The following is a 25,667-nucleotide window of genomic DNA, read 5'->3' on the forward strand; positions in this document are numbered from 1 at the left end:
ATGTTCTGGAGCGGGGTGTCATCTGTGCCACCTCGCGTAATTTGCCCGGGGAGGACACTGGCATGCGGATCTCAATAGCGGCATCGGCGCGTAATCTGTTCTTAGCCTTGTTTCTTGCCCGTGAACAGTGGAGAGGGGATCGCATTGGCGTGCTGGCATGCCATCGCGGTCTTCTCAAGACACCTGCAGGTACGAGATTAAGGACAACGAAAACATGTTCCAAAGAAAGCCGATCTGTCTGGCCCTCACCGGGGCGATGACTCTGTATTCGCCGCTGGGCGTGGCGCAGGATAGTGCTTCGCAAGGGGCCGCCCTGCCCGAGGTGACGGTGCAGGCAAGCAAGCAGGGCAAGACCGAGCAGAAGATCAACGGCTCCATCAGCGTAGTCTCAGGTGCGACGCTGGAGCAAGCCAACGTCAGCCGCACCGATGATCTGCAACGCGCCTTGCCTGACCTGTATCTGCCGCAACAGGGCAACAGCGCGTTCATCACACCGTCGCTGCGTGGCGTGGCCTCCCTCAATACCTACAATCCGGCCGTGGTGATGTATGTGGACGGTGTGCCGCAGTTCGTGACGGCACAGTCGCAGCTGCTTACCAATGTGGAACAGGTGGAACTGCTGCGAGGCCCCCAGGGCAGCCTGTTTGGCCGCAATGCCGCCGCCGGGGTGATCAATATCGTCACGCGCCAGCCTGACAATGAACTGGCCGGCCATGTCGAAGGTGGGTTTGGCAACCGTGGCCGCCGCACCACCACTGCTTCCATCTCAGGACCGCTGGTCAAGGACACCCTGTATGGCGAAGCCGTGATTGCCTACGACAGCGCCGACGGCTTCCTGCGTAGCCTCTCCAGTGGGCAGGACAATGTGGGCATGCGCGAGGATGTGGCCGGCCAGGTCAAGCTGCGCTATGCCCCCGTGGGCGGGCCGCTGGACGTGCGTTTCATGACCAGCCATGAGTGCGTCCGCTCTGCCGAAGACAACTACGTCTCCTACACCAATTTCAGCAACCGGGTCATCCTGGACGGCAACTCCGTACCGGGGCTGGCTACGATGAACTCCTATATGAAGCGCTGTATCGACAACGTGTCGCTGAGCGCCGATTACGACTTCAGCGACTATCGCCTCAGCCTGGTCACGGCCCGCAACAAGGTCGATATCCGCGAGCGGCTGCTGGGTGCGCAGGGCAAGTCCATGCCCGAAAGCCAGGAGAGCCTGTCGCAGGAAGTCCGCTTGGCCACCCGCGGCACGGGCCGTGCATGGGATGGCGTGGTGGGCGCCTACTTTGAACACGGTCGCTACAAGCAGCGCAGCAGTTACGTGCTATTCCCGACCTTCGGCACCGACCGCTCGCAGACCACCACCGACTCGGCCGCCGTGTTCGTCGACGGGATCTGGCACGTTACCCCGCGTTGGGATGTCAGCGCCGGTGCGCGCCTGGTGCAGGACAAGGCCGAGACCTCCGGGGTGCTACCCATCGAAGGGGTGGCTGCCTATGCCGCCAGCACCAGCAGCAACAAGGCGCTGGGCAAGTTGAGCACGGGCTATCAGCTCACACCTTCGCTGCGTTCCTACGCCAGCCTCAGCCAGGGTTACAAGCCGGGCGGCTACAATCTCCAGCCGACCAGCGCCAACGACAGCCGCTCCTATCGTCCCGAGACCTCGCTGAACTATGAGATGGGGCTCAAGTTCAACACCCCGGACCAGAAGGTGAGCGCCCGCGCCGCCGTGTTCCAGATCGAAAGCCGCAATACCCAGCTGTACCAGGGCATCGTCGGCAGCCAGTACCTGACCAACGCCGGACAAGCCCGCTCTCGCGGCATCGAAGCCAACCTGTCGGCTGAAGTGTTGCGCAACTGGACGCTGGGCCTGGATGCGCAGGTGGTCGATTCGATCTTCACCGACTATCACGTCAACAGCAGCACCGACTACACCGGCAACAAGCTGCCCTTCGTGCCCCGCTATATCCTGGCGGCCAGCCTGAGCGGCCGCATTGCTACCGACGTGGGCATGGTACGTCCGCGCGTGGCAGCGCGCTACATCGGCCAGCAGCAGTTCGATGCGGCCAATAGCCTGAAGCAGCAGGGCTACATGCTGGTGGATGGCCAGGTGTCGTGGCGCGCTACCAGCAAGCTCGATGTGAGCTTCTACATCAACAATGCCTTCGACAAGCGTTATCTGAACTATGCCGCTACCTCCAACGGACTGAGGTTCGGTACCCTGGGCGAAGGCCGGGAGTTCGGCGTGAAGCTGCGTTACGATTTCTGAGCGGAGCGCAGGGCCAGTTGATCAGCGTAGTCGTGGCGTGATCACTGGTCGAAGCAAGTAAAAAAACAGGCAAAGGCGCAGGCCTTTGCCTGTTCTTGTTTTTGTTGTTGATATTCCGTTTCTATCTTTGCCTTTGTCTTTATCGATGATCGATGTTGATGTCGGGATCAAGCCATCAAATCATCAAACCTTCTCCCTGCCCTGCACCGCCCGGCGTGCAATCTGCTGCCATAGCCCCTGCTGGGCTTGTTCATCGGGGAAATGTGCGCCCGCAATGACCTGCTGGCTGAAGTCCGCTGCTGTATGCATTTGCCACAGCGCCATTTGTGCCGCGCTCACTTCGGGATCACGCTCTCCGACGAAGCTATGCAGCGGGCATTGCAGCGCCGGTCTGGGCTGGTATTGATAGCACTCGGTGATGGCAAAGTCGGCGCGGATGACGGGAAGAAAAAGCGCTTGCAGTTCCGGGTGCGCCAGCAGTGTGGTGCCATTGCCACCCAGTGCCAGCAATTGCTCGACCAGCTCGGCATCGCCCATCTGATGACGCCAGGGCATCGGTGTCGGCAGTTGCGGCGGTCGCCTGCCCGAAACGAACAAGGCCTGCGGTGGCCGACCCTGCGCTTGCAGGGCGCTGGCCAGTTCAAAGCCCAGCAGCGCACCCAGGCTGTGTCCATAGATGGCATAGCGTTCGGGAAGTAGCCCGAGCAAAGCGTGGCTCATGTCCTCGATCAGCGTGAGATGGCTGGTATGCAGGGATTGGCTGCGGCGCGTTCCGTGTCCGGGCAATTCGAGGGGGGCGATGTGGATGCCGTAGCCGGCAAAATAGGCTTGCCAGCTGCGGAAGCTGGCCGCATTGCTGCCGGCGTGGTGCAGGCAGAACAAGGTCATGCCACTGCGATGCGTATCGTTGAAGGGCAGGTAGGGGCTGGTTGGTGTGGAAGAGATCATGCGTGTGCTATTTCCTCTGTCCAAGGGCTGGACAGCAGTTGATCGATGCACGCCAGCAGTTGTGGCCGCTGCTGGCGCAGGAAGAAGTGGCCGCCCGCCACGGCTTGCGCTGAAAACCGACCACGGGTGTGGTTGCGCCATTGCAACGCCTGCTCAGGCGTGACCAGATGATCGTCCTCGGCATAGAAGAGCGTGATGGGCGCATCGATGCTGCAGTCATTGGCGCAACAATAGTGTTCGGCCAGCTGGCTGTCGCTGCGCAGGGCCGGCATGACGGTCTGCATCATGTCGGTATGCTGCAGGATATCGGTGGGCGTGCCGCCCAGTTGGGCCACGGCGTGGGCGAACTGGGCCGGCGGCAGGTGCGAAAGCGCTTGTCGTACCGGCACGCTGGGAGCGGGACAGGCCAGCACGATGAGATGCTGCGGCGGTGTTCCCTGGGCGCTGAAGTGACGCGCCAGTTCGAACGCGATCTTGCCGCCCAGGCTACAGCCCAGCAGCGCCCAGGGCTGCTGCACATAGGGCTGTAATACCGCGGCCAGTTGCTGCACCAGCTTGTCCATGTTCACATGGGCGGCTTCGGCCAGCCGGTTCTCGTGCCCGGGCAACTGGAGCGGATGCAGGCTCCAGTGCGCGCTGGCCGACGTCCAGTCCCGATAGATGGACGCGCCGCCGCCTGCATAAGGTAGCGCGAACAGTTGGCAATGACCGGGTCTGGCTTGCATGGCCGGATGACTGAGCGGCAGCCAGCTGCCACCCCGCTCGGCGGGCGTGGCCGGCCGTGGCGTCGGTGGCTGTGTTTGTCGCGGTTGTTGCACTTGTTCCAGCCGCTGGCCGCGCTGGCGCAGCGCTTCCTGCAGTGCAGGGCCAATCGGCTGCGCTCGCCGGGTGCTCTTGCGCCAGTGCTGGATGATGTAGTCGGCGCGGCCCTCTTCCAGAGCGGCAAAGAGGGGCGAGTCGGGGTTGGCCAGATACTGTTGCAGTTCAGCGTGCAAGGAGGGATTGTCCAGTTCCGCCAGGACCTGCTGCAATCGCCGCCACAAATGGGGTGAGGCGCGTCGACGCGAAGCCAGCACCTCTTGCCTGACCGAGCGGTGCTGCTGCAGCTCCAGGCCGCACAGGGACAGGGCCTCTTGCAGCAGCGGCAGGCTGTTCTGGTCGATGACGTCGCTGAAACAGAAATAACCCTGCGGGGCCAGGATGCGCTGCACCTGTTCGAAAAACGCCGGCAGGTCGCTGTAGGCGCCCGAGGATTCCATGTTCAGCACCACATCCACGCTATTGTCGGGATGCGGCAGGCGGCAGGCGTCCCCCAGCTGGAAGCGCAGGCGCCGTCCCTGGTGTTGCTGGCGGCAGTAAGCGATATTGCTGGGGCTGATGTCGATGCCTATCAGTTGCGTGGGCGCATAGAAACGCTGCAGCAGGGCCAGCGCTCCACCTCGGCCACAGCCGATGTCCATGATCCGTTTGCCATCCAGGGGCGTCTTGCCGATGATTTCCAGCACCAGGCGGGCCTGGCTGTGATTGGGCTCGTGATCCGCGATGCGATGGCAGGCCTGGTCCCTGTCCGGGCAGTCGCTGTGATAGCCCCAGTTCAGATAGTGGGCATGGTCGGCCAGCCCGGCGTGTTCCAGCAGGGTGGCCAGACCCTGGTAGGCCAGCCGGTTGCGGCGATGGTTAGCGTCCAGCATGGGCATGTTCTCTGGCGTAGGAAACGGGATCAGGGAAGGGCGGGCAGGGCGGGGCCAGCTCGGTCATGACGGGCTGGCCGACGGCGCGCATGATGTCCAGCCAGGCCTGGCCATGCTGGACCCAGTGCGGACTATCCGGGCTGGGTTCCTGCATGAGTTCGTCCAGCGCCCGGAAGATGGCATGGGGAATGTCCTCTTCGACCGCCTCATTGAGGCTGGGCGCCTGCGCCGGCCCGAAGGTGATGGAGGTGGGCTGGCGGTTGTAGCGGCTGCTGCGCAGCGCTTCGCCGTTGAGGAGGTATGAGGCGTCGGCACCATCCTCTTGATAGTTGGGTGCGTAGATCGGGTGGCTCCAGACTACGGGGCCATAGCTGTTGGCCAGCAGGATATTGCCCTGCGGTCCACCGCAGCTGATCCGGTGCATCACCAGACTGTGGTGGTCCAGGTCGCGGTGGTCCAGATAGGTTTGCAGATGCAGGCTCAAGGGAATCCCCGCCAGCACACCCTGCAGCGAGCGAAACGGCCAGGGGTGCGCTGGCCGGGGCAGCGTCTCCAGGCTCAAGGGCGCGCTTACAGCAAAGGGCGCCAAGCCGCCCAGGGCGCGTCCCAGGATATCCAGGCTGGAGTACAGCAGTTGCAGGCTGGTCGTCATCTCGATGAACCACATCGGCTGTTGCGTCAGGCCCTGGCGCACGTACTGGATGAAGCGCTGGCCGGCGGGCAGATGGGGATACAGCGTATTGATCTGGTACCGCACGCCATGCTCGCGCGCCGTGCTCAAGAGGCGCTGGGTATCGGTGGGGTGCAGCGGATGCTCTTGAAGCACATGGATGCCACGTTGCAGCAATGCGCTGGCCAGCCGTGTGCCATCGCCGCCGACGATGCTGGTCCTCACCGCCACGCAGGCGATATCGATATCTGCGGGTAACTGATCCACCTGCCGGTACAGGGGAATGTCCAGTTGCCGTGCCAGCGCGACCGAGCGCGCACTCCCTCTGGCCAGGATGCCGCACAGCTGGTAGCCCGGTCTTTGCTGCGCCAGCGCCGCCAGGTAGTGTTCGCCGAAACGGGTGCCGCAGACGAGGACCTTGTGCGGCGGCCTGGTTGCCAAGTTCTTGTCGGCGTTCATGGGTGGCCTTTCTTGCGCAGCGAAGACAGCCGGGGAAGTTCAGCGGCAAAGGCGGCCATGTCGGCAAGATCGGCCTCGGCCTGGATCAGCGCCGTGGGCGGGCGTTGCCAGTTGTCGGCTGAACGGGCCAGCGCATGCAGGATCGCTTCCAGGCGCAGGATGACGGTCTCGCCGACTTCTTCCGGGAATATCCTGGTGTCGAGGTCGATGTTGTAGAGCAGGGCGCTTTCCTCTTCCAGCACCTGCAGGTGCAGCCAGGTATCGGCTTGGCTGGCGGTTTCGTAGCTGGGCATGCCCAGCAGCGGATCGGACACTTCCGGGATGCTGTAGGCCTGGCGCACGCCCAGTAGGCTGGTCATGGCCACCGGCGGCAGCGCCCCCAGATGGGTGCTGCCCAGGGTGCTGTGCTGATGGTCCTGCAAGACTGCTGCGGGGTCGGGGATGAACAGCTGCAAGCGTTGCTGCAGAGCCTGCTGGCACTGTTGCATGAGGGCCGTGACATGGCTGGCCGTCAGGTCGCAGGGCAGCACGGCGCAGGTGCTGGCATCGAGCATCACGTTCATGATGTGGGCATGCAGCGGCAGGCGATCGGGATAGTCCAGCCGCAGCGAAAAGGCGGACTGTTGCGTCCACGGTTGCAGCGCCATGGCCAAGGCCGCCAGCAGCACTACGGTGCCGCTCACGCCGGCTTGTTCCCCTTGTTGCTTTAGCTGCAGCCAGTCCGGGCGCGCCAGGGTGCTGCGCCACGTCAGCAGCGCAGCACCTGCGCGCTGGCTGGCATGGACCGGCAGTTCGGGCGGCGTGGGATAGCCGGCCACGATGTTGCGGTACTGCTGCAGATGCGACTGCGCCAGGGGGGTCTGGCTCAGTGCTGTTTCGGCATGCAGATAGTCCAGTCCGTCAAAGGCCAGGCTGGGCAGGCCATAGTCGGGATCGTTGATGAGCAGGTGCAGCTCACGCAGCATGATGCGGAAGCTCTCGATATCCACCAGCAGAGTGTGGGCCAGCAGATGCAGGCACAGCCGTTCCCCCGGAAGGTGGCTGGCGTGCCACTGGAACAGCGGCCATTCCCCCGGTGCGAAACGATAGCTGCTCAGTCGTTGCCGCAACTGCTGGCGCGCTACCGCCAGGGAGTCGCCTTGCTGCGCCGTCAGATGATGGTGCGTGATGCGCTGGTGTACCTCGGCGACCGGACGCAACTGGCCATCGCTGGCGATGCCGCAGCGCAGGATGGGGTGCCGTTGCAGCAGCCTGTTCCAGGCTTGCTCGAAGCGGGCCAGGGGGAAGGACTCGGTCTTGTCGTATTCGACATAGAGCTGTGGCGGCCGGTCTGCATGTGCCTGTTGCCAGCGCAGTGCGCGCAACCCTTGCAGGCGTGGTGGTGCGGCGCTGGCGGGACGGGCGGTATCGCCATTGTCCAGCAGCCATCCGGGGCGTTGCCGCTCCAGCGCTTGCAGCGCCTGGCGCAGCAGCGGGGTTTCCTGCGCTGGGGCCGGGGTGGCATGGGCTTGCTTCTGGCGTAGTAGTTCGGTGAGGGCCTGCAGATGGCTGGCCTTGAAGATATCTTCGGCAGAGAGATGCACGCCGGTATCGCGCCGGATACTCTCGTTGAGTTCCAGCAGTAGCAGGGAATCCAGCCCCAGCTGGATCAGCGGCGTGAGCGGATCGATCTCGTCCGGTGCGCACTTGAGCTGTTGCGCCAGTTGCTGGCGCAGATAAGGGCCGGTCGGATCTTCTTCGCGCGTCGGTGTGAGCGCTTGCAAGCTCACTTGCGTTGGCCCGTGGGCTTGCGTGCGTTGCTGCGGGATCAGCCCGGCCAGGGCATCAACGAAGCCTTGCAGCGTTTGCGAAGCGAAGGCAGTGCTGGCGGAGATATCGATGCCGTAGCGCTTGTTGAGCCGCTCGCACAATTCCAGCAATAGCAGCGAATCCAGGCCGGACTGGATCAGCTGGCTATGGCCATGCAGGCTGTTGGCATCGCACTTGAGCAGGTCGGCCATGTCTCGCCTTACTTGCTCGAACAGACCAGACCCGGAGACCCCCCGCACATCAGAGACATCAGGCAGACTGGCTTGCACTGTCGGGAGCGCCGCTGCATGGTTGATTCCCACGGCCTCTGCCGGCAAGGTGGAGGCCAGACGGCAGGCCACATACACGGCCTGTTCACCTGCCAGCGCCTGTGCCAGCAGGGCGAGCGCTTCACTATTGCGCATGCCCAGCATTCCGCGTTGCGCCAGGGTGCTGGCCAGTACCTGGCGCTGGTCCGGTGCGATGTCGCGCCAGAACCCCCAGGCCAGCGCCACGGTGTCGCAACCGGCCTGGCTACGTTGCTGCGCCAGGCTTTCCAGCAGCGCGTTGGCGCCAGCGTGCGCGGCCTGGCCCGCTGGCGCGAAGGCCGTGGCCGCCGATGAGAAGTAGACCGTCAATTGCGGCGATAGCTGGGTTTCGTACTCGTGCAGCAACAGGGCCGGCAGGTACTTGGTGTTCACCGACGCCTGCCAGCTCGTCGCTTCATAGCGCGCCAGCGGTGCATCGTTGACGACCCCGGCAAGATGGAAGATCGCACCGATGGCCGGGCCCTCGGCCAGCCGTTGCAGCGCGGCGCGGAACTGTGCGGGATCGGTGGCGTCGGCCTGTGCATCGACCTGGATCAGCGCGCCGTCCAGGCTCAGCATCTGCAGCCTTGCCTGCTCGGCGGCAGTGGCGCGTCGGCGTGCCAGCAAGACGATATCGCGCACGCCCTGCTGCTGCAGCCAGTGCGCCAGCGTCAGTCCCATCTCCCCCAGTCCGCCCACGATAACGCATCGGCCCTGGGGTAGGCTGGCGAGCGAGTGCGCGCGTGCCGCCGCCAGCTGGCGCTGCCAGAGTTGCTGGCCGCGCTGGGCGATCACTGTCTGTACGTTGCTGTTGGCCGCTGCCAGCCAGGGCAGCATGGCCGTGGTCGGCGGCTGCGATGGGTCCAGTTCCAGATGCAGCGCGTCCAGCGCAGGATATTCATGGCGGGCCACCCCCAGCACACAGGACAAGGCCTGGCCGGTGCGATGGTGTACGGCGTCGTCCGGCCAGACGGCCAGGCTCTGTTCGGTCAGCAGGACCAGCCGCATGGGTTGCGGCCATGCCGCTATTGCCTGGACCAGCACGGCCAGTGCGCCCAGTTGCTGCTGGCTGGCCTGGACTTGTTCTTCAGGCGCGTCGCCAGCCCTGTCATGCGCGCGATAGCACAGCGTGTCGGGCTGATGCTGGGTCAGCAAAGCGTTCAGTGCAGCGGTCGTCCAGGAAGCAGGCTGTTCTGGCTGGATCAGCGTGATCCCTGCTGCCTGCAACAGGCGCATCCACGCCGCTGGGCAAGGCTGGGCATCCAGCCACAGGAGCTTGCGCGGCAGCGCGCCGTCGCCCTGCGCATTCTGGGGACAGGGCTGCCATTCCCACTGATACAGAGTCGCCGATGGTTCACCGGAACGCCGCCATGGCTGCGGGAGAGCGGCGACCGGTCGATGTCCCTGCCAGACCATGAGGGCTTGTCCCTGCGCATTGCGCAGCGACAGGCTCTGGTCGGGATGGCGGAACCACTGGCTGCTGCCGGTCTGCCGTTGAGGCCAGTATAAGCGGGCGATCTGATGATGATAGGGCGATGGTTCTTGCTGCGGCAGGCTCGACAGCAGGCTGTCGTAGGCGTTGCCTGCGTCGGCCAGCTTGCCGCCGGGCAGGCTGCCTGCGGGCAACTGGCAGGGCAGGGCGCGCAGTTGGCGCAGGCGTGCCGATAACAGCAGGGCGCGTTGTTGCTGTGGTAGCTGTACCGACAGTTGCAAGTGGTCCTGCCACTGTTGCAGGCTTGCCGTCAGCGGCAGCGGTGCGTCGCTGAGGTCGAGATGCCAGCACAGTTGTTCCAGGCAGAGACGCGGGCTGGTCTGGCCTGCATCGAGCCCATCTAGCAGTTGCGCCACGATGGCGCCCGGCGCCAGGTCCGTGAGAGTGATCGGCTGCCCCGGCAGATCCGCCGGGGCAAGGCGCGCCTGGGCATGACGCGCCAGCAGGATGTGCTCCCCCAGCTTGCTGGCAGCATCATCCGCAGCGGGGAAGGCCGCGAAGTCCTCGAAGCCGGCGTCCTGCAGCGAGGCCTGCCAGATCTCGCGGGAGGCGAACAGCTCGCCGGCGCGTCGGTCCTGCGGATCCAGCGGTGGGACCAGTGGACCGAATACGAAGTCAAACAGGGGTTTGGGCTGGGTGATCTCGCGCATCATGATGATCCCCCCGGGGGCCAGCAGGCCCGCCAGGTTGCGCAGCATGTGACTCAGATGCGGGGCATTGTGCAGCACGTTGGCGGCGACGATGACATCGTATTGCGCCAGCGGCAGCGCCTGAGTGGCGGCGGGCTGGTTCATGTCGAACGGTACGTAGGACATGAAGGGATAGGCCGCGAACTTCCTGGCCGCACGCTGCAGAAATAGCGGCCCGATGTCGGTGAAGCTGTAGTGCTGGCAGCGCCCGGCCGGTAAGGCGGCGAGGATATCGCGCGTGGTGCCGCCGGTGCCGCCGCCGATTTCCAGGATGCGCAGCGGCGCGGGGCTCTGGGCGGCATGGCGGGCCAGCAGGCCGGCAGCCAGTTGGTTGAGGTAACGTGAATAGGGCTGGTCCTGGTACATGTGTTCCACTTCCTCCGTGGAGGCCGCCGGGAATACCACGCTGACCGGGTCCACCTTCAGGCTTAGCATGTCGGCCAGTCGCGGCCCGCTGCGCTCCACCAGTTGCGCCAGATGGTCATAACCGAGCTGGCGCATGGTGGCCAGCCATTCGGCGCTGCGATCTGCCTGCGGCAGGCGCAGGCGGCGGTAGTGCGGCTGGCCGTCCTGGCGCTGGCAACTGAGCTGGCCTGCGCTGGCGAGGTCGCGTAGCAGCCGCGCCAGCAGATCGAGGTAGCGGTCCGGCAGGCCGCTGTCCTGCAGGCATTGACGGGCGCTCTTCCATTGCTCCTCGGGCACCACCTTCAGACTGGCCAGGGCCATGCTCACGTAGTGCGCATGCAGGGCGGTGACGCCTTGTTCTTCCAGTGCCAACTGGCTCAGGTCCAGCCCCGCCGCCAGTTCGGCGCCGAGCTGTTCACCGGTCTGGCACAGGTGTTCCCAAGGGGTGGACGTTCTTTCTTCCACAGCGGCGGGCGGCGCACTGTACCAGCAGCGTTCACCCTCGAAGGGGGCGGTGGGCAGCAATTGCCGCTGCCGTGGCGTGCTGCGCAACAGGACATGCGCCTGCCAGTCGGGCTGCGGTTGGCTGAGGATGCCGGCCAGAGCGGCGGCATCGGGGCCGTCAGCACCCATGACCCAGCATTGCGGATGCAGGCTCGCCGGGGCTTGTTCGAGGAAACGGTACAGTTCGTCGATCAGCGCCTCCCTGTCCGCGCCGCTCACGGCCAGACGCCAGCCATACAGTTGCCGGTGATGACGGCTGGTGGCGCAGTAATCGGCGAGGTCCAGGGCGGGCGCATCTTCCAGGCGCTGGAGATGGCGCTGCGCCAGCAGGCTCAGTGCGCGCTGGCTGCGGGCGCTGAGCAACAGCACATGTTTGTGCGGCTGTATCGCATCGTCGGGGCTGGCTGCAGTGATCGGCGGGGCCTCTTCCAGCACCACATGGCAGTTGGTGCCGCCGATGGCGAACGAGCTCACGCCTGCGCGACGGGGTGTCTGGCTGTCCGGCCAGGGCAGTAGCACCGGTGGCACATAGAAGGGGCTGTCTTGCCAGTCGATGGCCGGGTTGGGTGTCTCCACGCCCAGGCTGGGCGGGATGTGGGCGTGATGGACCGCCAGCGCCGCCTTGAGCAGGCTGGCAATGCCGGCCGCCGTGTCCAGATGGCCGAGATTGGATTTGACCGAACCGAGGGCGCAATACTGGGCGGCCGAGGTGTGGGGACGCCATGCCTGGGTCAGTGCCCGGACTTCAATGGGATCGCCCAGCGGGGTGCCGGTGCCATGGGCCTCGACCAAGCCGATGTCGGCCGGCGAGACGGCGGCCAGCGACAAGGCTTCGGTAATGACGGCCTGTTGGCCTTCCACCGAGGGGGCGGTAAAGCCGGCCTTGCGTTGTCCATCATTGTTGATGGCCGAGCCGCGGATGACGGCGAGGATGGGATCTCCGTCGGCCAGGGCTCGCTGCAGCGGTTTGAGCAAGACCACGCCAGCGCCGTTGCCGATGGTCACCCCATCGGCCTGGGCATCGAACGGGCGACATTGGCCCTGGGCCGAAAAGATCATGCCGTCCCGGTGCAGATAGCCGCTTTCCTGTGGAAAGCTCAGCCCGACACCGCCGGCCAGGGCCATGTCGCATTCGCCGCTGACCAGTTGCTCGCACGCCATGTGCACCGCCACCAGCGAACTGGAACAGGCCGTCTGCACCGTCAGGCTGGGGCCGGTGAGGTTGAGCTTGTAGGACACGCGCGTGGCCAGGTAATCCTTGTCGTTGCCGATGAGGCGCTGGAAGGTCAGCGGAGAGGAGACCTCCTGGACCTGCTCGAAGCGCCCGGCCGGATAGGTACTCATCTTGCAGGCGCCGAGTACGGCGATGCGATTGTTGCGGCCCAGCGCCTCGGGCGGATAGCCCGCCATTTCCAGGGCTTCCCAGGCGCACATGAGGAAGAGCCGCTGCTGCGGGTCGATGGTTTCGGCTTCCTGGCGCGAGTAGCCAAAGAATCCCCAGTCGAAATGGTCTGCCTGGGGGATCACGGCGGCCACCGGCACGTGGGCCGGATGCTGCGCCATGCCCGTCGCCACACCCGCTGCGGCCAGCGCGGCGGCGTCGAGGCGACGCACCATGTTTTCGCCGTCGGCCAGCTTGCGCCAGAAGGAAAAGAGATCATCGGCATCGGCCATGCGGCAGCCGGCCCCGACGATGGCAATCGGGAAGGTGTCGCCGTAGTGTTCGTTCATGAAGGAGGAGGAAGTAGTGGACATGATCAGGCCCTTATTCGGAGAGTGCGCGGCGTTTCTGGGCGCGGTCATTGTTGCGCCGGCGTTCAAGGCGGGAAGCGCTGTCCGGGGCGGCGGCAGGATCAGCGGGCTGCTGCTGGCCAGCCAGGCGTCCCAGATGGGTCGCCAGGCTGGCCAGGGTGGTGTGGCTGAAGACATCGACCACCGGCAGGGTCAGGTCAAAGCGATGCTGCAGGCGTTGATGCAGGCGGATCAACTCTAGCGAGCTGGCGCCCAGTTCGAAGAAGTTGGTCTGCAACAAGGCGTCGCGCCGCTGCAGCAGATGGGCAGGCAATTCCACCAGCTCCCCCAGCAGGCTGGTCAACTGATCGGCGATGGCCTCGGGCAGATGCGCCTGGGGTGCGGCATCGTTGGCCGCAGGCGCGCTGGCGGTGCTCTCCAGCAGGCGCGCATGCCGCTCCGGCAGCAACAACGTGGCCGGTGTGGCCCAGGCGCTGTCATGGTCGGCCAGGGTGTGCAAGAGCAGTTCGTACGCATGGAACATCTCATCGAGCAAGCCCTCCGGGAAGAGGCCATCGACGCTGTCCCAGCTCAACTCCAGCCTGCCGTGGCGCTCCACCAGTTGCTGGTCCAGCCAGACCTGGGGCGTCTGGCTGACGCTATAGACGAAGTCCCCCAGCCAGCTGTCGTGATCATCGCCCCCCTGGGCCACACCCAGCCCGCTGGTGAAGACCACGGGCGCGGCCACCATGTTCAACTGGCCGCGCTGGCGCGCCGCTTCGCGCAGCACCCTCACCGCCGACACATCTTGGTGTTCCAGGTCTTGCCACATCTGGCCTTGCACGGCCGTGGCGCGTTGCTGGAAGCTGGCCGGCGTGCGGGCGTCGAAGGCAAACAGGACCAGCGAGGTGAAGTCGCCCACCATGCCATCGATGTCGGCATGGACGGCGGGACGATTGAACAAGGTCAGGCTCAGCGTGAAGTCGGCACGCGCCGACCAGTGGGCAATGAGCTCGGCATAGGCCGTCAGCAGCAGGGCATTGATGGTCAGGCCGCGCTGGGTGGCAAAGCCTTGCAGACGTTGCCAGCGATCCGCTGACAGCCGCATCTGGCGCCGCGTGAAATGCGGTAGCGCATCGCTGGCCCTGGCCTGCATAGGCAGGACAGGTGGCGGCGGCAGCTGTTGCAGGCGTGTGAGCCAGTAATGCAGCGATTGCTGGTTGACCGGCTGGGCCTCGCGGAACAGGACATAGTCGCGGAAGCTGGCGCTGAGCAGCGGCCATGACTGTTCCGGGTGACGCAGCCGGGCCGACCACTCCGCCAGGATCAGGCGCATGGAGCGGCCATCGCAGATCAGGTTATCCAGGCTGATGCAGATGCGGATACGCTGCGCGTCCAGGCTGGCGGCGTGAATGGCGAAGAGCGGCCAGCGCGTGGTGTCGTGGACCGCATGCGACAACTGCTGGCGGGTCTGTTCTTGCCAATGCAGGCGTGCCGCGTCGTCGGCCTTGCACAGATCGTGGTAGGTGATGACGTAGGGAGGCACCTCGGGCAGGCACTGTTGCAGCCCATCGTCGTTGATGACGGCGCGCAGCATGCCGTGGCGCCTGACCACGGCCTGCCAGCTCGATTGCAACTGCTCGATGGAGAAGCCCTCCACCTCGATTTCTGCATAGATATGGGTCGAGATGCCGCCCAGTTCGAAGCCTGCCTTGCGGCCTATCCAGTAAGCCTGTTGCACATCGGTCAGCGGGAAGGGCTGGGCCCAGTGGGCAGGGTCGGGCTGCAAGCCAGCACTGTGCGTCTCTGCCATAGCAGGTGCGGTCAGGACGCGGCGCTCGAAAGCGCCAAAGCCCGAGGCCTCGAACAGATCGGTCAGCGCCACATTGGCGTGCAGGGTATGACGGATACGCTCGATGAGACGCACCGCAATCAGGCTGTCGCCACCCAGGGCGAAGAAGTCACTGTCGGGCGTGAGTGTGCTCACGCCCAGCGCTTGTTGCCAGAGCTGGGCCAATGGACTGTCGGCCACGGCGGAGGTGGCCGATGCCAGTGCCGCACGCATGGCCGGCCTGGGCAGGCGCTTGCGGTCCACCTTGCCGGTGGCGCTTAGGGGCAGCTCGTCCAGCGCCATCAGGGCGCCCGGCACCATGTAGGCTGGCAGAAGCTGCTGCAGCGCCTGTTGCAGGGGCGCGCTTCGGAAGCGGTAGACGTGTTCACACTGCTGCGCCAGCAGCAATGCCAGTCCTCCCAGGGGAGCCGGCTGGATGCTGCTCCAGCCGGCCCGCTCCCAGCCAGCCTCGTTGAAGGAGCTGACCCACTGGTCGGCGCTGAGCAAGGCGTCGCCGCTGTGCTGGCGCTGGTCGGCGAACTGGGTATAGCCCTGCTCCAAGAGAGCCACGGTGGCCAGCTGGAAGTGGCTGTTGCGGGTGGTCTCCACGGCCAGCAGGCAAGCGCCAGGCGCCAGCCGTTGGCGCAGTGCGTGCAGCAGAGCGGCAATGTCGCGCTCCCGGTGCAGGGCATTGAAGGCCACGACTAGGTCCATGTCGTGTTCGGCCTGCGGGCCATGCTGCGGCGCTTGCGTGAGCTCGAAGCTGAACTGATGTTCTGGATGCGGATGCGCGGACAGTCGCTGGCGCGCCTGCTCCAGCAGTGTGCGCGACGGATCGCTGAGGTGGTAATGCAGCGGGCAGCCGACCAGCTGCAGCAACAATTGCTGCGCGGCCAGGCCACTGCGGCCCCCCACTTCAAGGATGCGCAGCGGTTGCGCACTGGCACGGGCAAGCCGCCGGATCGCTTCGGCCATAGCGGCGGTGGCGCAGGTGGCCAGCGGGTTGAGCTGGGTCAGCTGTTCGGGCGAGAGGGTCTCGTCGCTGCTGTAGAACAACTCCATGGCGTCGCGCTGCTGGCGCAGGATGGCCAGCCGCAATGCGGCGCTGTGTTGCAGCTTGTCCAGCACCGTGGCGGGGAGTTGCTGCACGCTGGCCAGCGCGCGCAGTTCGGCCCAGCCCGGCAGGGGGGCAGACTGCGCCGCCAGCAGCGTGTGCCAGCGTTGCAGCAGGCTGAAAAAGACCGGTGCAGCGCCTGTCTGCTGCATGAACTCGTCGGCGCTGCAGCCAGCCGGATCGGCAATGCCTGCCTGCGCCAGGGTGTCATGCATCATCCGCAGCCCCAGTTGATCCATCAGCTGCCAGAAGTCCTGCAGACGCTCAGCCTGCGCCGGCTGGCCGGCAAACACTTGCTGGCTGTGCGAGAGGATGTCCTGCCAGAGCCGCTCCGGCTCTGTGAAGGGGCTCTCCAGCGCCTGCAGGATGGGCGAAGGACCGCCCTGTGGCACCACCCAGGCTGCCAGTCTCAATTGCGGCGGCGTGCCGATGGTATCGACCACTGCTTCGCGCACGCCCGGGCAGCGCAGCAGCGCTGCCTCGATGTCGCCAAGCTCGATGCGGTTGCCCGCGATCTTGACCTGGAAGTCGCGGCGGCCCAGGAATTCCAGGTTGCCATCGGTCCAGTAGCGGGCCAGGTCGCCGGTGCGGTAGAGGCGTTGGCCATCGGGCATGTGGATGAAGCTGTCGGCCGTCTTCTGTGCATCGTTCTCATAGCCTACCGCCAGGCCGATGCCGGCGATGTAGAGATCGCCCGTCACATAGTCGGGGCAAGGCTGGCCGTGGCCGTCCAGGACGTGATAGGCCTGGTTGCTCAAGGGTTTGCCATAGGGAATGGAGCGCCAGTGCGCGGCCACTTCCTGCACCGCAAACCAGTTCGACCAGATCGAGGCTTCGGTGGCACCGCCCATGGCGATAAGCTGGCTCGCAGGTGCGGCCTGGCGCAGGCGCGGCGGCAGGCCCAGCGAGATCCAGTCGCCGCTCAGCAGGACATGGCGCAGTCCGGGCAGGGACTGGCCGCTCTGTTCGGCACTGTCCAGCAGCAATTCCAGCAACGCCGGTACGCTGTTCCAGACGGTGACACCATGCTCCTGCACCAGCCTGAGCCAGTGGCCCGGATCACGTACCTTGTCGTGATCCGGCAGTACCAGTGTGCCACCTGCGGCCAGCGTACCGAAGATGTCATAGACCGACAGGTCGAAGTAGAGTGAAGAAAGCCCCAGTACCTTGTCCCCGGCAGTGATGCCAAAGCGCCGGTTGATATCCAGCACCGTATTGGCCGCACCCATGTGGTCGATCAATACGCCCTTGGGCGTGCCGGTGGAGCCTGAGGTGTAGATCACATAGGCGGCATCGTGCAGATTGCGCGGCGCCTCGGGCGTATGGGCCGGATAGCTGGCCAGCTGGTCTTCATCGGCTTCCAGCAGGATCGTTTCCTGGCCATCGAGCAGGGATTGCACGTGAGCGCGCTCGGCGCTGCGGCTGAGCACGACCCGGATGGTGCTGCCGGCCAGGATGCTGTGCAGCCGGCTGGCCGGGGTGCTGCTATCGACCGGCACATAGGCCGCGCCGCATTGCTGGATGGCCAGACAGGCCGCCACCTGCTGGCTGCATTTCTGCATGAGCACGGCGACCCGGTCGCCCGGTCGCACGCCGGCCGCCAGCAGTGCCTGGGACAGGCGCTGCGCCCATTGCGCAAGCTGGCCATAGCGCCATTGACCCTCGCGGCTAACCAGGGCGAGCTGCTCTGGCTGTTGCTGCGCACGCGAGAAGAACAGCTGGTCCAGGCAGGCTTGCGGCAAGGGCGCCGGGGTGTCATTGACCGCTTGCCGTACCTGTTGCTGGCGCAACGGCAGCATGGCCGGCAGCGCCTTCTCCCAGTGCTCTGGATCGGCGGCCAGGTAGTGCAGCAGCGTACAGTAGGCATCGAACATGGCATCGACCACGCCGGGCAGGAACAGGTCATCGATCACATCCCAGTTGAACACCAGCGCGCCTTCTTGTTCACAGGCCTGATGGTCCAGCCAGACCTGCGGAGTCTGGCTGATGCCGTACACCACCTCGCCCAGTGGACTCTGGCGGGCCGCACCCTTGGTGGGATCGCTCATGCCCAGCTGGCTGGTGAAGACCACCGGCATGGACAGCGCCTCGGCCCGCTCGCGGCCCCGGTTCCATTCGCGCAGCACGTCTACGGCGCTGAAGGCTCGGTGCTGCAGATAACCCAGGATGCTGCCATTGACCGCCGCGGCCCGCTGGGCAAAGCCGCTGCGTGAGGACAGGTCCAGCGGCAGCAGGGTGACGGCAGTGAAGTCACCCAGCAGATGCGGCACATCCTCGTGCCAGGGCAGGCGGTCAAAAGTGGTCAGGTTCAGCGTAAAGCGCTTCTCACTGCTCCAGGCTGCCAGCACTTCGGCAAAGGCCGTGATGAGCAAGGCCGCCGGGGTGCAGTTCACGCTTGCGGCCTGCTCGCGCAGCCGGCTCCACTGGTGAGCGTCGAGCCGGTGCTGACGTCGGCTAAAGCGTGGCTGGTGCTGCTGCAGGGCTTCGTGGCGCAGCGGCAACTGCGGCGCGGCCGGCAAGCTCGGCAATTGTTCCAGCCAGAACTGGCGCGCCTGTTCGCGTGCAGCCTGGCGGGCCGTGCTGTGCTGGTACTTGGCCTGGATATAGTCGCGGAAGCTGATGCTAAAGGGGCGCAGTCCCGCCGCTTGTGCATCGCCATCGGCCTGGTACAGGGCCGCCAGTTCGTCCCACAGGATCTGGCCGCTGGTGGCGTCGTTGATGAGCATGTCGATGCCGATGAAGAGGCGGCTGCGGCCTTCCGGGCAGTGCATCACGCGCACATCGAACAGCGGCCATTGCTGGCTGTCCATCACCTGGTGCGACATGGCCTGGCGCCACTGTGTCTGCAATGCGTCGGTTTGCGCCTGGCTGTGCTGGCGGCAGTCAGTCACCTGGATCGCATAATGCGGCGTCTGCGGCAGGATCCGTTGCAGACCGTCGCTGCCGATGACAATGCGCAAGGCGCCGTGACGGGCAATGAGCACGTTCCAGCAACGCTCCAGCCGTGCGCTGTCCAGGCCGTGGACGGCGTCGGCTTCGAGATAGGCATGACAGGCCACGCCGCCCAGGGCGTAATGGCTTTGCCGGCCGACCCAGTAGGCGTGCTGCAGTTCGGTCAGCACGAAGGGTTGGTCGGCCTGTGCGGGATCAGCATGGATAGGTTCAGCAGCCGCCATGGACGCGCTAGCGGACGCCTGGACCTGCTGCTGTGCCTGTTGCAACAGGTAGTCGGTGAGCGAGGCCGCCGTGGTGTGTTCGAACAGGGCCTTGAGCTCGCAGCGGATGCCCAGCGTCAGCTCGCACTGGCGCGCCAGCTCCATGATCAGGATGGAGTCCATGCCCAGGCGCAGCAGCGAAGCGTCCGGGGTGAGTTCGGCCGGGCTCATGCGCAGGATGCGGGAGAGTTCGGCGGTGACGAAGCCGGGGATGGCGGCGGCCAGCGCGGCCCGGTCAGCAGTATCGAGCGCTTGCGCCAGTGCTCCTGGCTGGCGCTGACCAAGCAAGTCCTGGCAGCGGCTGAACAAGGCCAGAGGCTGATACAGCGTCATGAGGGCGATCAGTCTGGACCAGTCGGCCTGCACCGCCACTGCGCAGCCATCGGTCAGCAGGCTGGGGCAGGACAGCAGTTGCCCCAGCCGCTGCAGGTAATGTTCCGGGCTCAGGCGTCGGATGCCTGCGGCCCGCAACAACTGCAGCAGGGATTCATCCACGTCGGACATGCCGCCGCCGCCCCAGGGACCCCAGGCAATGGCCATGCCCGGCAGCCCTTGCTGGCGGCGCAGGCGGATCAGGGCGTCTTCGAAGGCATTGGCCGCGCCATAGGGAATCTGCAGGCGCGAGCCCCAGATGCCGGAGATGGAGCTAAAGCAGATCAGGCTGGCCTGTGGCCGTTGCAGGCTCAGGCGGTGCAGGTTCCACGCGCCCTCGACCTTGGCGCTGCTGACGCGCTCGTAGTCTTCTGGGGTCAATAGCGTCAGTTCGCGGAAGACGCTGGTGCCGGCGCAGTGGAAGAGGGCAGAGAGGGTATGGCCGCTTTCTTCTTCGCATGCAGCAATCCTGTGCCAGGCTTGCTGCATGGAGGCTGCCTCAGCGATATCGGCCTGCACCTGATCAATCCGGATGCCCTGTTGCTGCAACAGGGCCAGCCGCCGCGCCTGCACCCCGCTGGCCGGCTGACGCGCCAGCAGCACCAGATGGCGCGCACCATGTCGCGCCAGCCAGTCCACCATATGCCGCCCCAGCGCACCGTTGGCGCCAGCCACCAGATACAGTCCGGCCGGATCGGCGCGGAAAGTGGCGTCGGCTGGCGTCGCCATCTCTGGCAGCGGCGCCAGTCTTGGCGTCCACCATTGGCCTTGTCGCCAGGCCAGGGCATTTTCCTGCGGCAGCCACGCTTGCCATTGCGCGGCCTGGGCCGCGATCCAGTCCAGGTCTGCCGCATGCTCGCTGTCGATCATCAGCCAGCGTACCGCCGGATACTCCAGCGCCAGCGCCCGCGCACTCCCCCACAGGGCGGCCTGGCCGGGATGAACTTGGTTTCCGGCCACGGCCTGTCCCCGTTCGGTCAGCAACACCATGGTGGGCGTGCGTGCATGGCGTTGCAGGGTCTGCAGGCAGCGCACCAGATGCCAGATATCGTCGTGGGCAAACGGCGCGGCTTCATCGCTGGCCCGCGCCAGGAAGACCAGCATGTCGTCATTGCCGGGAAGCTGCGCCTGTTGGTCCGGATCGAACCAGCGACATGCCTGCGCCGATGCGCCTCCGTGCTGGCGCGCACTGGCCAGCCACAGGCCCGGCGCCGGGTCGCTCGCTTTGGGCTGCGGTGGGTTCCAGGCTTCCCAACTGATCTGGTAGAGCGGGACCGCCGCCGCCTGCGCCGGCAGAGGCCGGGGGGGCAGCGCCAGCGGTGCATGGCGGGGAGCATCTTCGTCGTATTCGAGCCAGTAGGAATGGCGGTCGAAGGGATAGGACGGCAGCGTGTGGGCGGCCACGGTGGCGCCGGGATGGCTATGCTCCCAGAGGAAGTCCTGACCCAGCCGGTACAGGGCGGCACAGCTGTGCGCCATGCTCTGGCCATCATCCTGCTGCCGCAGCAGGCTGGCCACGAACTGCACGGGGCTGGACAACGGGCTGCGCTGCGCCAGGGCCGTTAGCACGGCATGCGGTCCCACTTCCAGCACTACGTCGGCCACCTCGGCCAGCGCCTGCAGGGCCTGGTGGAAGCGCACCGGCTCGCGCGCATGCTGGCGCAGGTAGTGGGCCGAGGGCGCTTCCTGCAGCCAGCTTCCGGTCAGGGTGGAGAGCATGGCCGTGGCGGGGGCGCTGGACGTGACCGACTGACACTCCTGCTCCCATTCTTGCAGCATCGGATCGAGCAAGGGCGAATGGAAGGCATGCGAGACGCTCAGGGCGCGGCAGTGGCAGCCTGCGCCGGCCAACTGTTCGGCCAGCACGGCAATGGCGCTGCCAGAACCGGAGAAGACCACATCCTGCTGGCCGTTGATGGCCGCAATGGCCAGCTCTTCCTGCAAGGCCGGCGGCAGCTGCCGCAGATGATCGCTGGCCTGTGCTTCGGTGAGGCGGGCCGCCAGCATCTTGCCGCCCTCAGGCAGCGCCTGCATCAGCTGGCCGCGACGTACGATGAGACGGCAGGCCTGTTCCAGTGGCAAGGCCCCGGCGATCACCATGGCGGCGAATTCGCCGATGGAGTGGCCCATCACCGCCACCGGCGCTACGCCCAGATGCAGCCACAGCCGCGCCAGTGCGTACTCAATGGCAAACAAGGCGGGCTGTGCGTGACAGGTCTGTTGCAGCAATGCTTCCTCGCCGTGGTGCATGAGATCGATGATGGAGCGGCCCAGATAGGGCAGCATCAATGTATCGACCTCGTCCAGGGCGGCGCGAAATACCGGCTGTTGCTCATGGAGTTGCCGGCCCATCCCGATGTATTGCGCTCCCTGGCCGGTAAACATCATCGCGATGCGGGGCGGCTGCGTGGCGGGTGTGCCGTCCTCCACAGGTTGGCCCAGCAATGTGCGCAGTTGGGCGATATCCTGCGCGACCAGGGCTTGCCGCACTGGCAGGTGTTCGCGCTGTCGCGCCAAGGTATTGGCCAGATGGGCGGGAAGGTAGGCTGCGTCCAGCAGATGGGCGTGATAGCGCGCCAGCAACTGGCGCAAGGCGGTCTCGGTCTGGGCCGAGAAGTGGAAGACGTAGGGCCCGGCGGCTTGCTGCTGCCCGGTGCTCAGGGAGCAAGACAGCGGTGGCGGCGCCTGTTCCAGCACCACGTGGGCGATGGTGCCGGTAAACCCATAGGAGGTCACACCGGCGCGACGGACCGGTGCGCGTTGCGGCCACGCCTGCGGTGCCGTCGGCAGCCGCGCAGGGATGCGTTGCAGGTCAACCAGCGGGTTGACTTCATTGAGCCCGACCAGCGGCGGGATCAGCCCTTTTTCCAGCGCCAGGATGGTCTTGACGATGCCCGCCGCCCCGGCAGCGGCTTCCAGGTGGCCGATGTTGGTCTTGATGGAGCCCAGCCACAGAGGGTCATCGTCTGCCCGCCCGGCAAAGAGCTGCGCCAGCGAGTCATATTCGATCGGGTCGCCCAGGCGGGTGCCGGTGCCGTGCATTTCCACATAGTCGATTTGCGCCGGGCTCAGTCCGGCCCGTTGCAGCGAACGGCGCAATAGCTGGAACTGAGCCTGTCCATTGGGCGCCGACAGGCTGCTGCCGCTGCCGTCCTGGCGCACGGTCGTGTCGCGGATGACGGCGCGGATGGTATTGCCATCGGCCAGGGCCTGTTGCAGCGGCTTGAGCACCAGCACCAGGCAACCTTCGCCACGCACATAGCCATCGGCGGCCGCATCCATGGTCTTGCAGCGGCCATCGGCAGCCAGCATGCCGGCCTTGTTAAGTACCACATCGATCTCGGGCACCAGGTGCAGCTTGACCCCGGCGGCTACGGCCAGCGGGCATTCACCCGCGCGCAGGCTCTGCACGGCCAGGTGCAGCGCGCTATGGGCCGAGGAGCAAGCCGTGTCCACCGACATGGCCGGACCATGCCAGTCGAAGTGGAAGGACAGACGTCCCGCCGCCGCCGCAAAGACGGTGCCGGTGCCGTAGTACGCGTCCAGGTGCGCCGGATCGGCGCTGGCAAACGGAAGGTGGCCGTAGTCGGCCGTGCCGATGCCGACGAACACGCCGGTGTCGCTGCCCTTGAGCGAGGAGGGCGTCAGTCCCGCATTTTCCAGCGCGTGCCAGCACTCTTCCAGCAACAGCCGCTGCTGGGGATCGGTATTGATGGCCTCGCGCGGCGACATCTTGAAGAAGGGCGCATCGAAGCGGTCGATGTCTTCCAGGTAGCTGCCCAACCCAGGGATATCGTCGCGCCGGCGGAAGCGCTGTGCCGGCATGCTGCGGATGGCGTCCTTGCCCTGCACCAGCATGTCCCAGAGGGCGTCTTCGGTGACGATGTCGGCGCCATCCGGACCGGGCAGCCGCAAGCCCATGCCGATGATGGCGATGTCGCTTGTCCGTGCGCTGTCGCTGGCCTGCTGCGCTGCTGCAGCCGGGCCTGGCTCCAGATCGGCGCGTAACTGTCTGAGCAGTGCATGGATGCTGGGATGCTGGTAGAGCAGATCGTCGGGCAGGTTGCGGCCCAGTTCACGGCCCAGTGCGGCGGTCAGCTCCACGGCGCTCATCGAATCCAGACCATACTGGAACAGGCTCACCTCGGGGTCCAGCGAACGCGCGGAGACATTGCCCAGGTGTTGCGCCAGCCATTGGCCCAGGCCACGGAGGGAAAGGTCGAAGGCTGGCGCGGTCGGCGCTGCCATCGGTGCAGCGGGCGTCAGGATATCCTCATGCAAGACTACCAGCTCGTGCGCGAGATAGGACTGCCTGACCGTGCGCCGCCGGATCTTGCCGCTGGTGGTGCGGGGCAGGGTGCCTTTGCGGATCAGGATGATGGCATGCGCGCTCAGCTGATGCTCCTGCGCCACCGTCTGGCGGATCGTCGCGGCCAGGTCGGCGTAGTCTGAGCTCTGGGCCTGGGCGCTCTTGCGCACCTCCTGCACGATCACCAGTCTGTCCTCACCGCTGTCATCGCTCAGGGAAAACGCCGCCGCACTGTCCTCGACAGCCAGTGCATGACACTGGCTGGCGCTGGCCTCGATGTCATTGGGGTAGTGGCATTGGCCACGGAAGATCATCATGTCTTTGCGCCGTCCGGTGACAAACAACTGGCCCTCATGCAGGAAACCCATATCGCCTGTGCGCAGGAAGGGATGTTCTCCCGGCGCTGCATCGACCAGTGTTCCGGCAAAGGCTTCGTCGTTCTGGTTCTTGCCCCAGTAGCCGCCGGCCACGCTGGGCCCGCGCACCCAGATTTCCCCCACCTTGTCCTGGCCCAGGCAGCGCTTGTGTTCGGGATCGACGATCAGCACTTCCTGCGCGCCAAAGTCGTCGCCATTGCCCACATACCAGCGGGCGCGCTCCTGGGGAGGATGAGGCAGGACGATATCGCGCTCAATGGCCTGCCGGTCCACGGCCAGCAGGCAGGGCCCGCGGTCATGGGTATTGGCCGATACCACCAGGGTGGCTTCGGCCAGGCCGTAGGCAGGGCGCATGGCGGTGGCGGTCAATCCGTAGGGTGCAAAGGCGTCGATGAAACCTTGCACATGCACCGGCAGCACTGGTTCGGCGGCGGGCATGAGGCAATGCACCGAGGACAGGTCCAGTTCACCGCGCTGCTGCGGCGTGGCGGTGGCCAGCGCGCTGACGCAGCTTCGCAGCGCAAAGCTGGGACAGGGAAGCACGGTGGCGCGCTCGCGGCTGGCCAGCAGCAGCCAGTCCAGCGGGGCGGCCACGAAGGACATCGGCGGCATGTACAGCGCCCTGCCACCCAGCGCCAGCGGTGCGAGGATGCCCATGATCAGACCCAGGTCATGGAACAGCGGCAGCCACGACGCCACCGTACAGGACTGGCCTTGCGGCGCCAGCAGGCGGCGCTGGAACTGGATGTTGTGTAGCAGTTGCCCGTGGCGGTTGACCACGCCCTTGGGCAGACCGGTCGAGCCCGACGTGTATTGCAGGAAGGCGATGGCTTGCGCGTTCAGTGCATCCGGACGCTGCCATGCAGCCGCATCGGCCACCAGCGATTCGAGATGGACGATGTCCATGGCCTGCCGGGCCGCAAACTGCTTGAGCTCATCGCCTGACGCCTGTTCGATTGTTTCGCCCGTGAGCACGAAGGCCGGCTTGCAGTCGTCGCTGATGGCGTCGATCTTGGCCAGCACCCGCTTGACCCGCGCTGCCCCCGGCAGATTGACCGGCACGGCGATGATGCCGGCATAGAAACAGGCCAGCAGGCTGACCACGTAGTCCAGTCCCGAGGGGAACAGGATCAGCGCCACCGTCCCTGGCGTCCAGCGCTGTTGCAGCGCTGCGGCATGTGCGCGCACGCGCTCGGAGAGTTCGCCATAACTGAGCCGCTGCTGGCGGCTGTCGGAAAAATGCAGGGCTTCCCGCTCCCCATTCTGCCGGGCCCAATGCTCCAGCCAGTCGGGCAAAGCGGGTTTGCTACTCAGGTCGTGGGCATGGTCGGTCATGGCGAAATCCTCAGTTGAACAGCATGTAAAGAGCACAGCCAGGCTCCGATGGTGGTGCCCGGCTGTGAAATGAAAGTACAGGTCGATGGCATACTAAATGATAATGATTGCTATTTGCAATATTCATTTTTTTAGATAAGATGGTTGGCCAGGTCATTTTTGT

The 25,667-nt window shown here is 65.6% G+C and carries 6 protein-coding genes; 1 reads left to right on the top strand and 5 read right to left on the bottom strand.

The window, feature by feature from the left end:
• The first annotated feature begins 214 nt into the window (after positions 1–214).
• Positions 215–2,266 (top strand): TonB-dependent receptor, encoded by a 2,052-nt coding sequence (locus AACH55_RS11620; RefSeq protein ID WP_338719799.1) that lies wholly within the window; start codon positions 215–217, stop codon positions 2,264–2,266.
• 183 nt (positions 2,267–2,449) lie between these two features.
• Here AACH55_RS11620 and AACH55_RS11625 read toward each other — a convergent pair whose 3' ends face one another.
• Genes AACH55_RS11625 through AACH55_RS11645 form a run of 5 tightly spaced genes read right to left on the bottom strand, consistent with a single transcriptional unit; the run spans position 2,450 to position 25,504 of the window.
• Positions 2,450–3,214 (bottom strand): alpha/beta fold hydrolase, encoded by a 765-nt coding sequence (locus tag AACH55_RS11625; protein WP_058895442.1) that lies wholly within the window; start codon positions 3,212–3,214, stop codon positions 2,450–2,452.
• Positions 3,211–4,905 carry a thioesterase domain-containing protein gene (locus AACH55_RS11630; RefSeq protein WP_338719802.1) on the bottom strand — a complete coding sequence of 565 codons (1,695 nt, stop codon included), beginning with the start codon at positions 4,903–4,905 and terminating at the stop codon, positions 3,211–3,213. The genes AACH55_RS11625 and AACH55_RS11630 overlap by 4 nt, the downstream gene beginning before the upstream one ends.
• A complete protein-coding gene (locus tag AACH55_RS11635) occupies positions 4,892–6,034 on the bottom strand; it encodes a Gfo/Idh/MocA family oxidoreductase (RefSeq protein WP_338719804.1) in 1,143 nt (380 codons plus the stop codon). Before AACH55_RS11635 ends, AACH55_RS11630 begins: the two co-directional genes overlap by 14 nt.
• Complete coding sequence (locus AACH55_RS11640; protein ID WP_338719806.1) at positions 6,031–12,975, bottom strand: beta-ketoacyl synthase N-terminal-like domain-containing protein; 6,945 nt, start codon at positions 12,973–12,975, stop codon at positions 6,031–6,033. Before AACH55_RS11640 ends, AACH55_RS11635 begins: the two co-directional genes overlap by 4 nt.
• 10 nt (positions 12,976–12,985) lie before the next feature.
• The gene (locus AACH55_RS11645; protein ID WP_338719808.1) at positions 12,986–25,504 is read right to left on the bottom strand and encodes an amino acid adenylation domain-containing protein; all 12,519 of its coding nucleotides are present in this window, start codon (positions 25,502–25,504) and stop codon (positions 12,986–12,988) included.
• Positions 25,505–25,667: the final 163 nt, after the last annotated feature.

Source organism: Herbaspirillum sp. DW155 (assembly GCF_037076565.1).
In the GTDB taxonomy this organism is placed as follows: domain Bacteria; phylum Pseudomonadota; class Gammaproteobacteria; order Burkholderiales; family Burkholderiaceae_D; genus Herbaspirillum.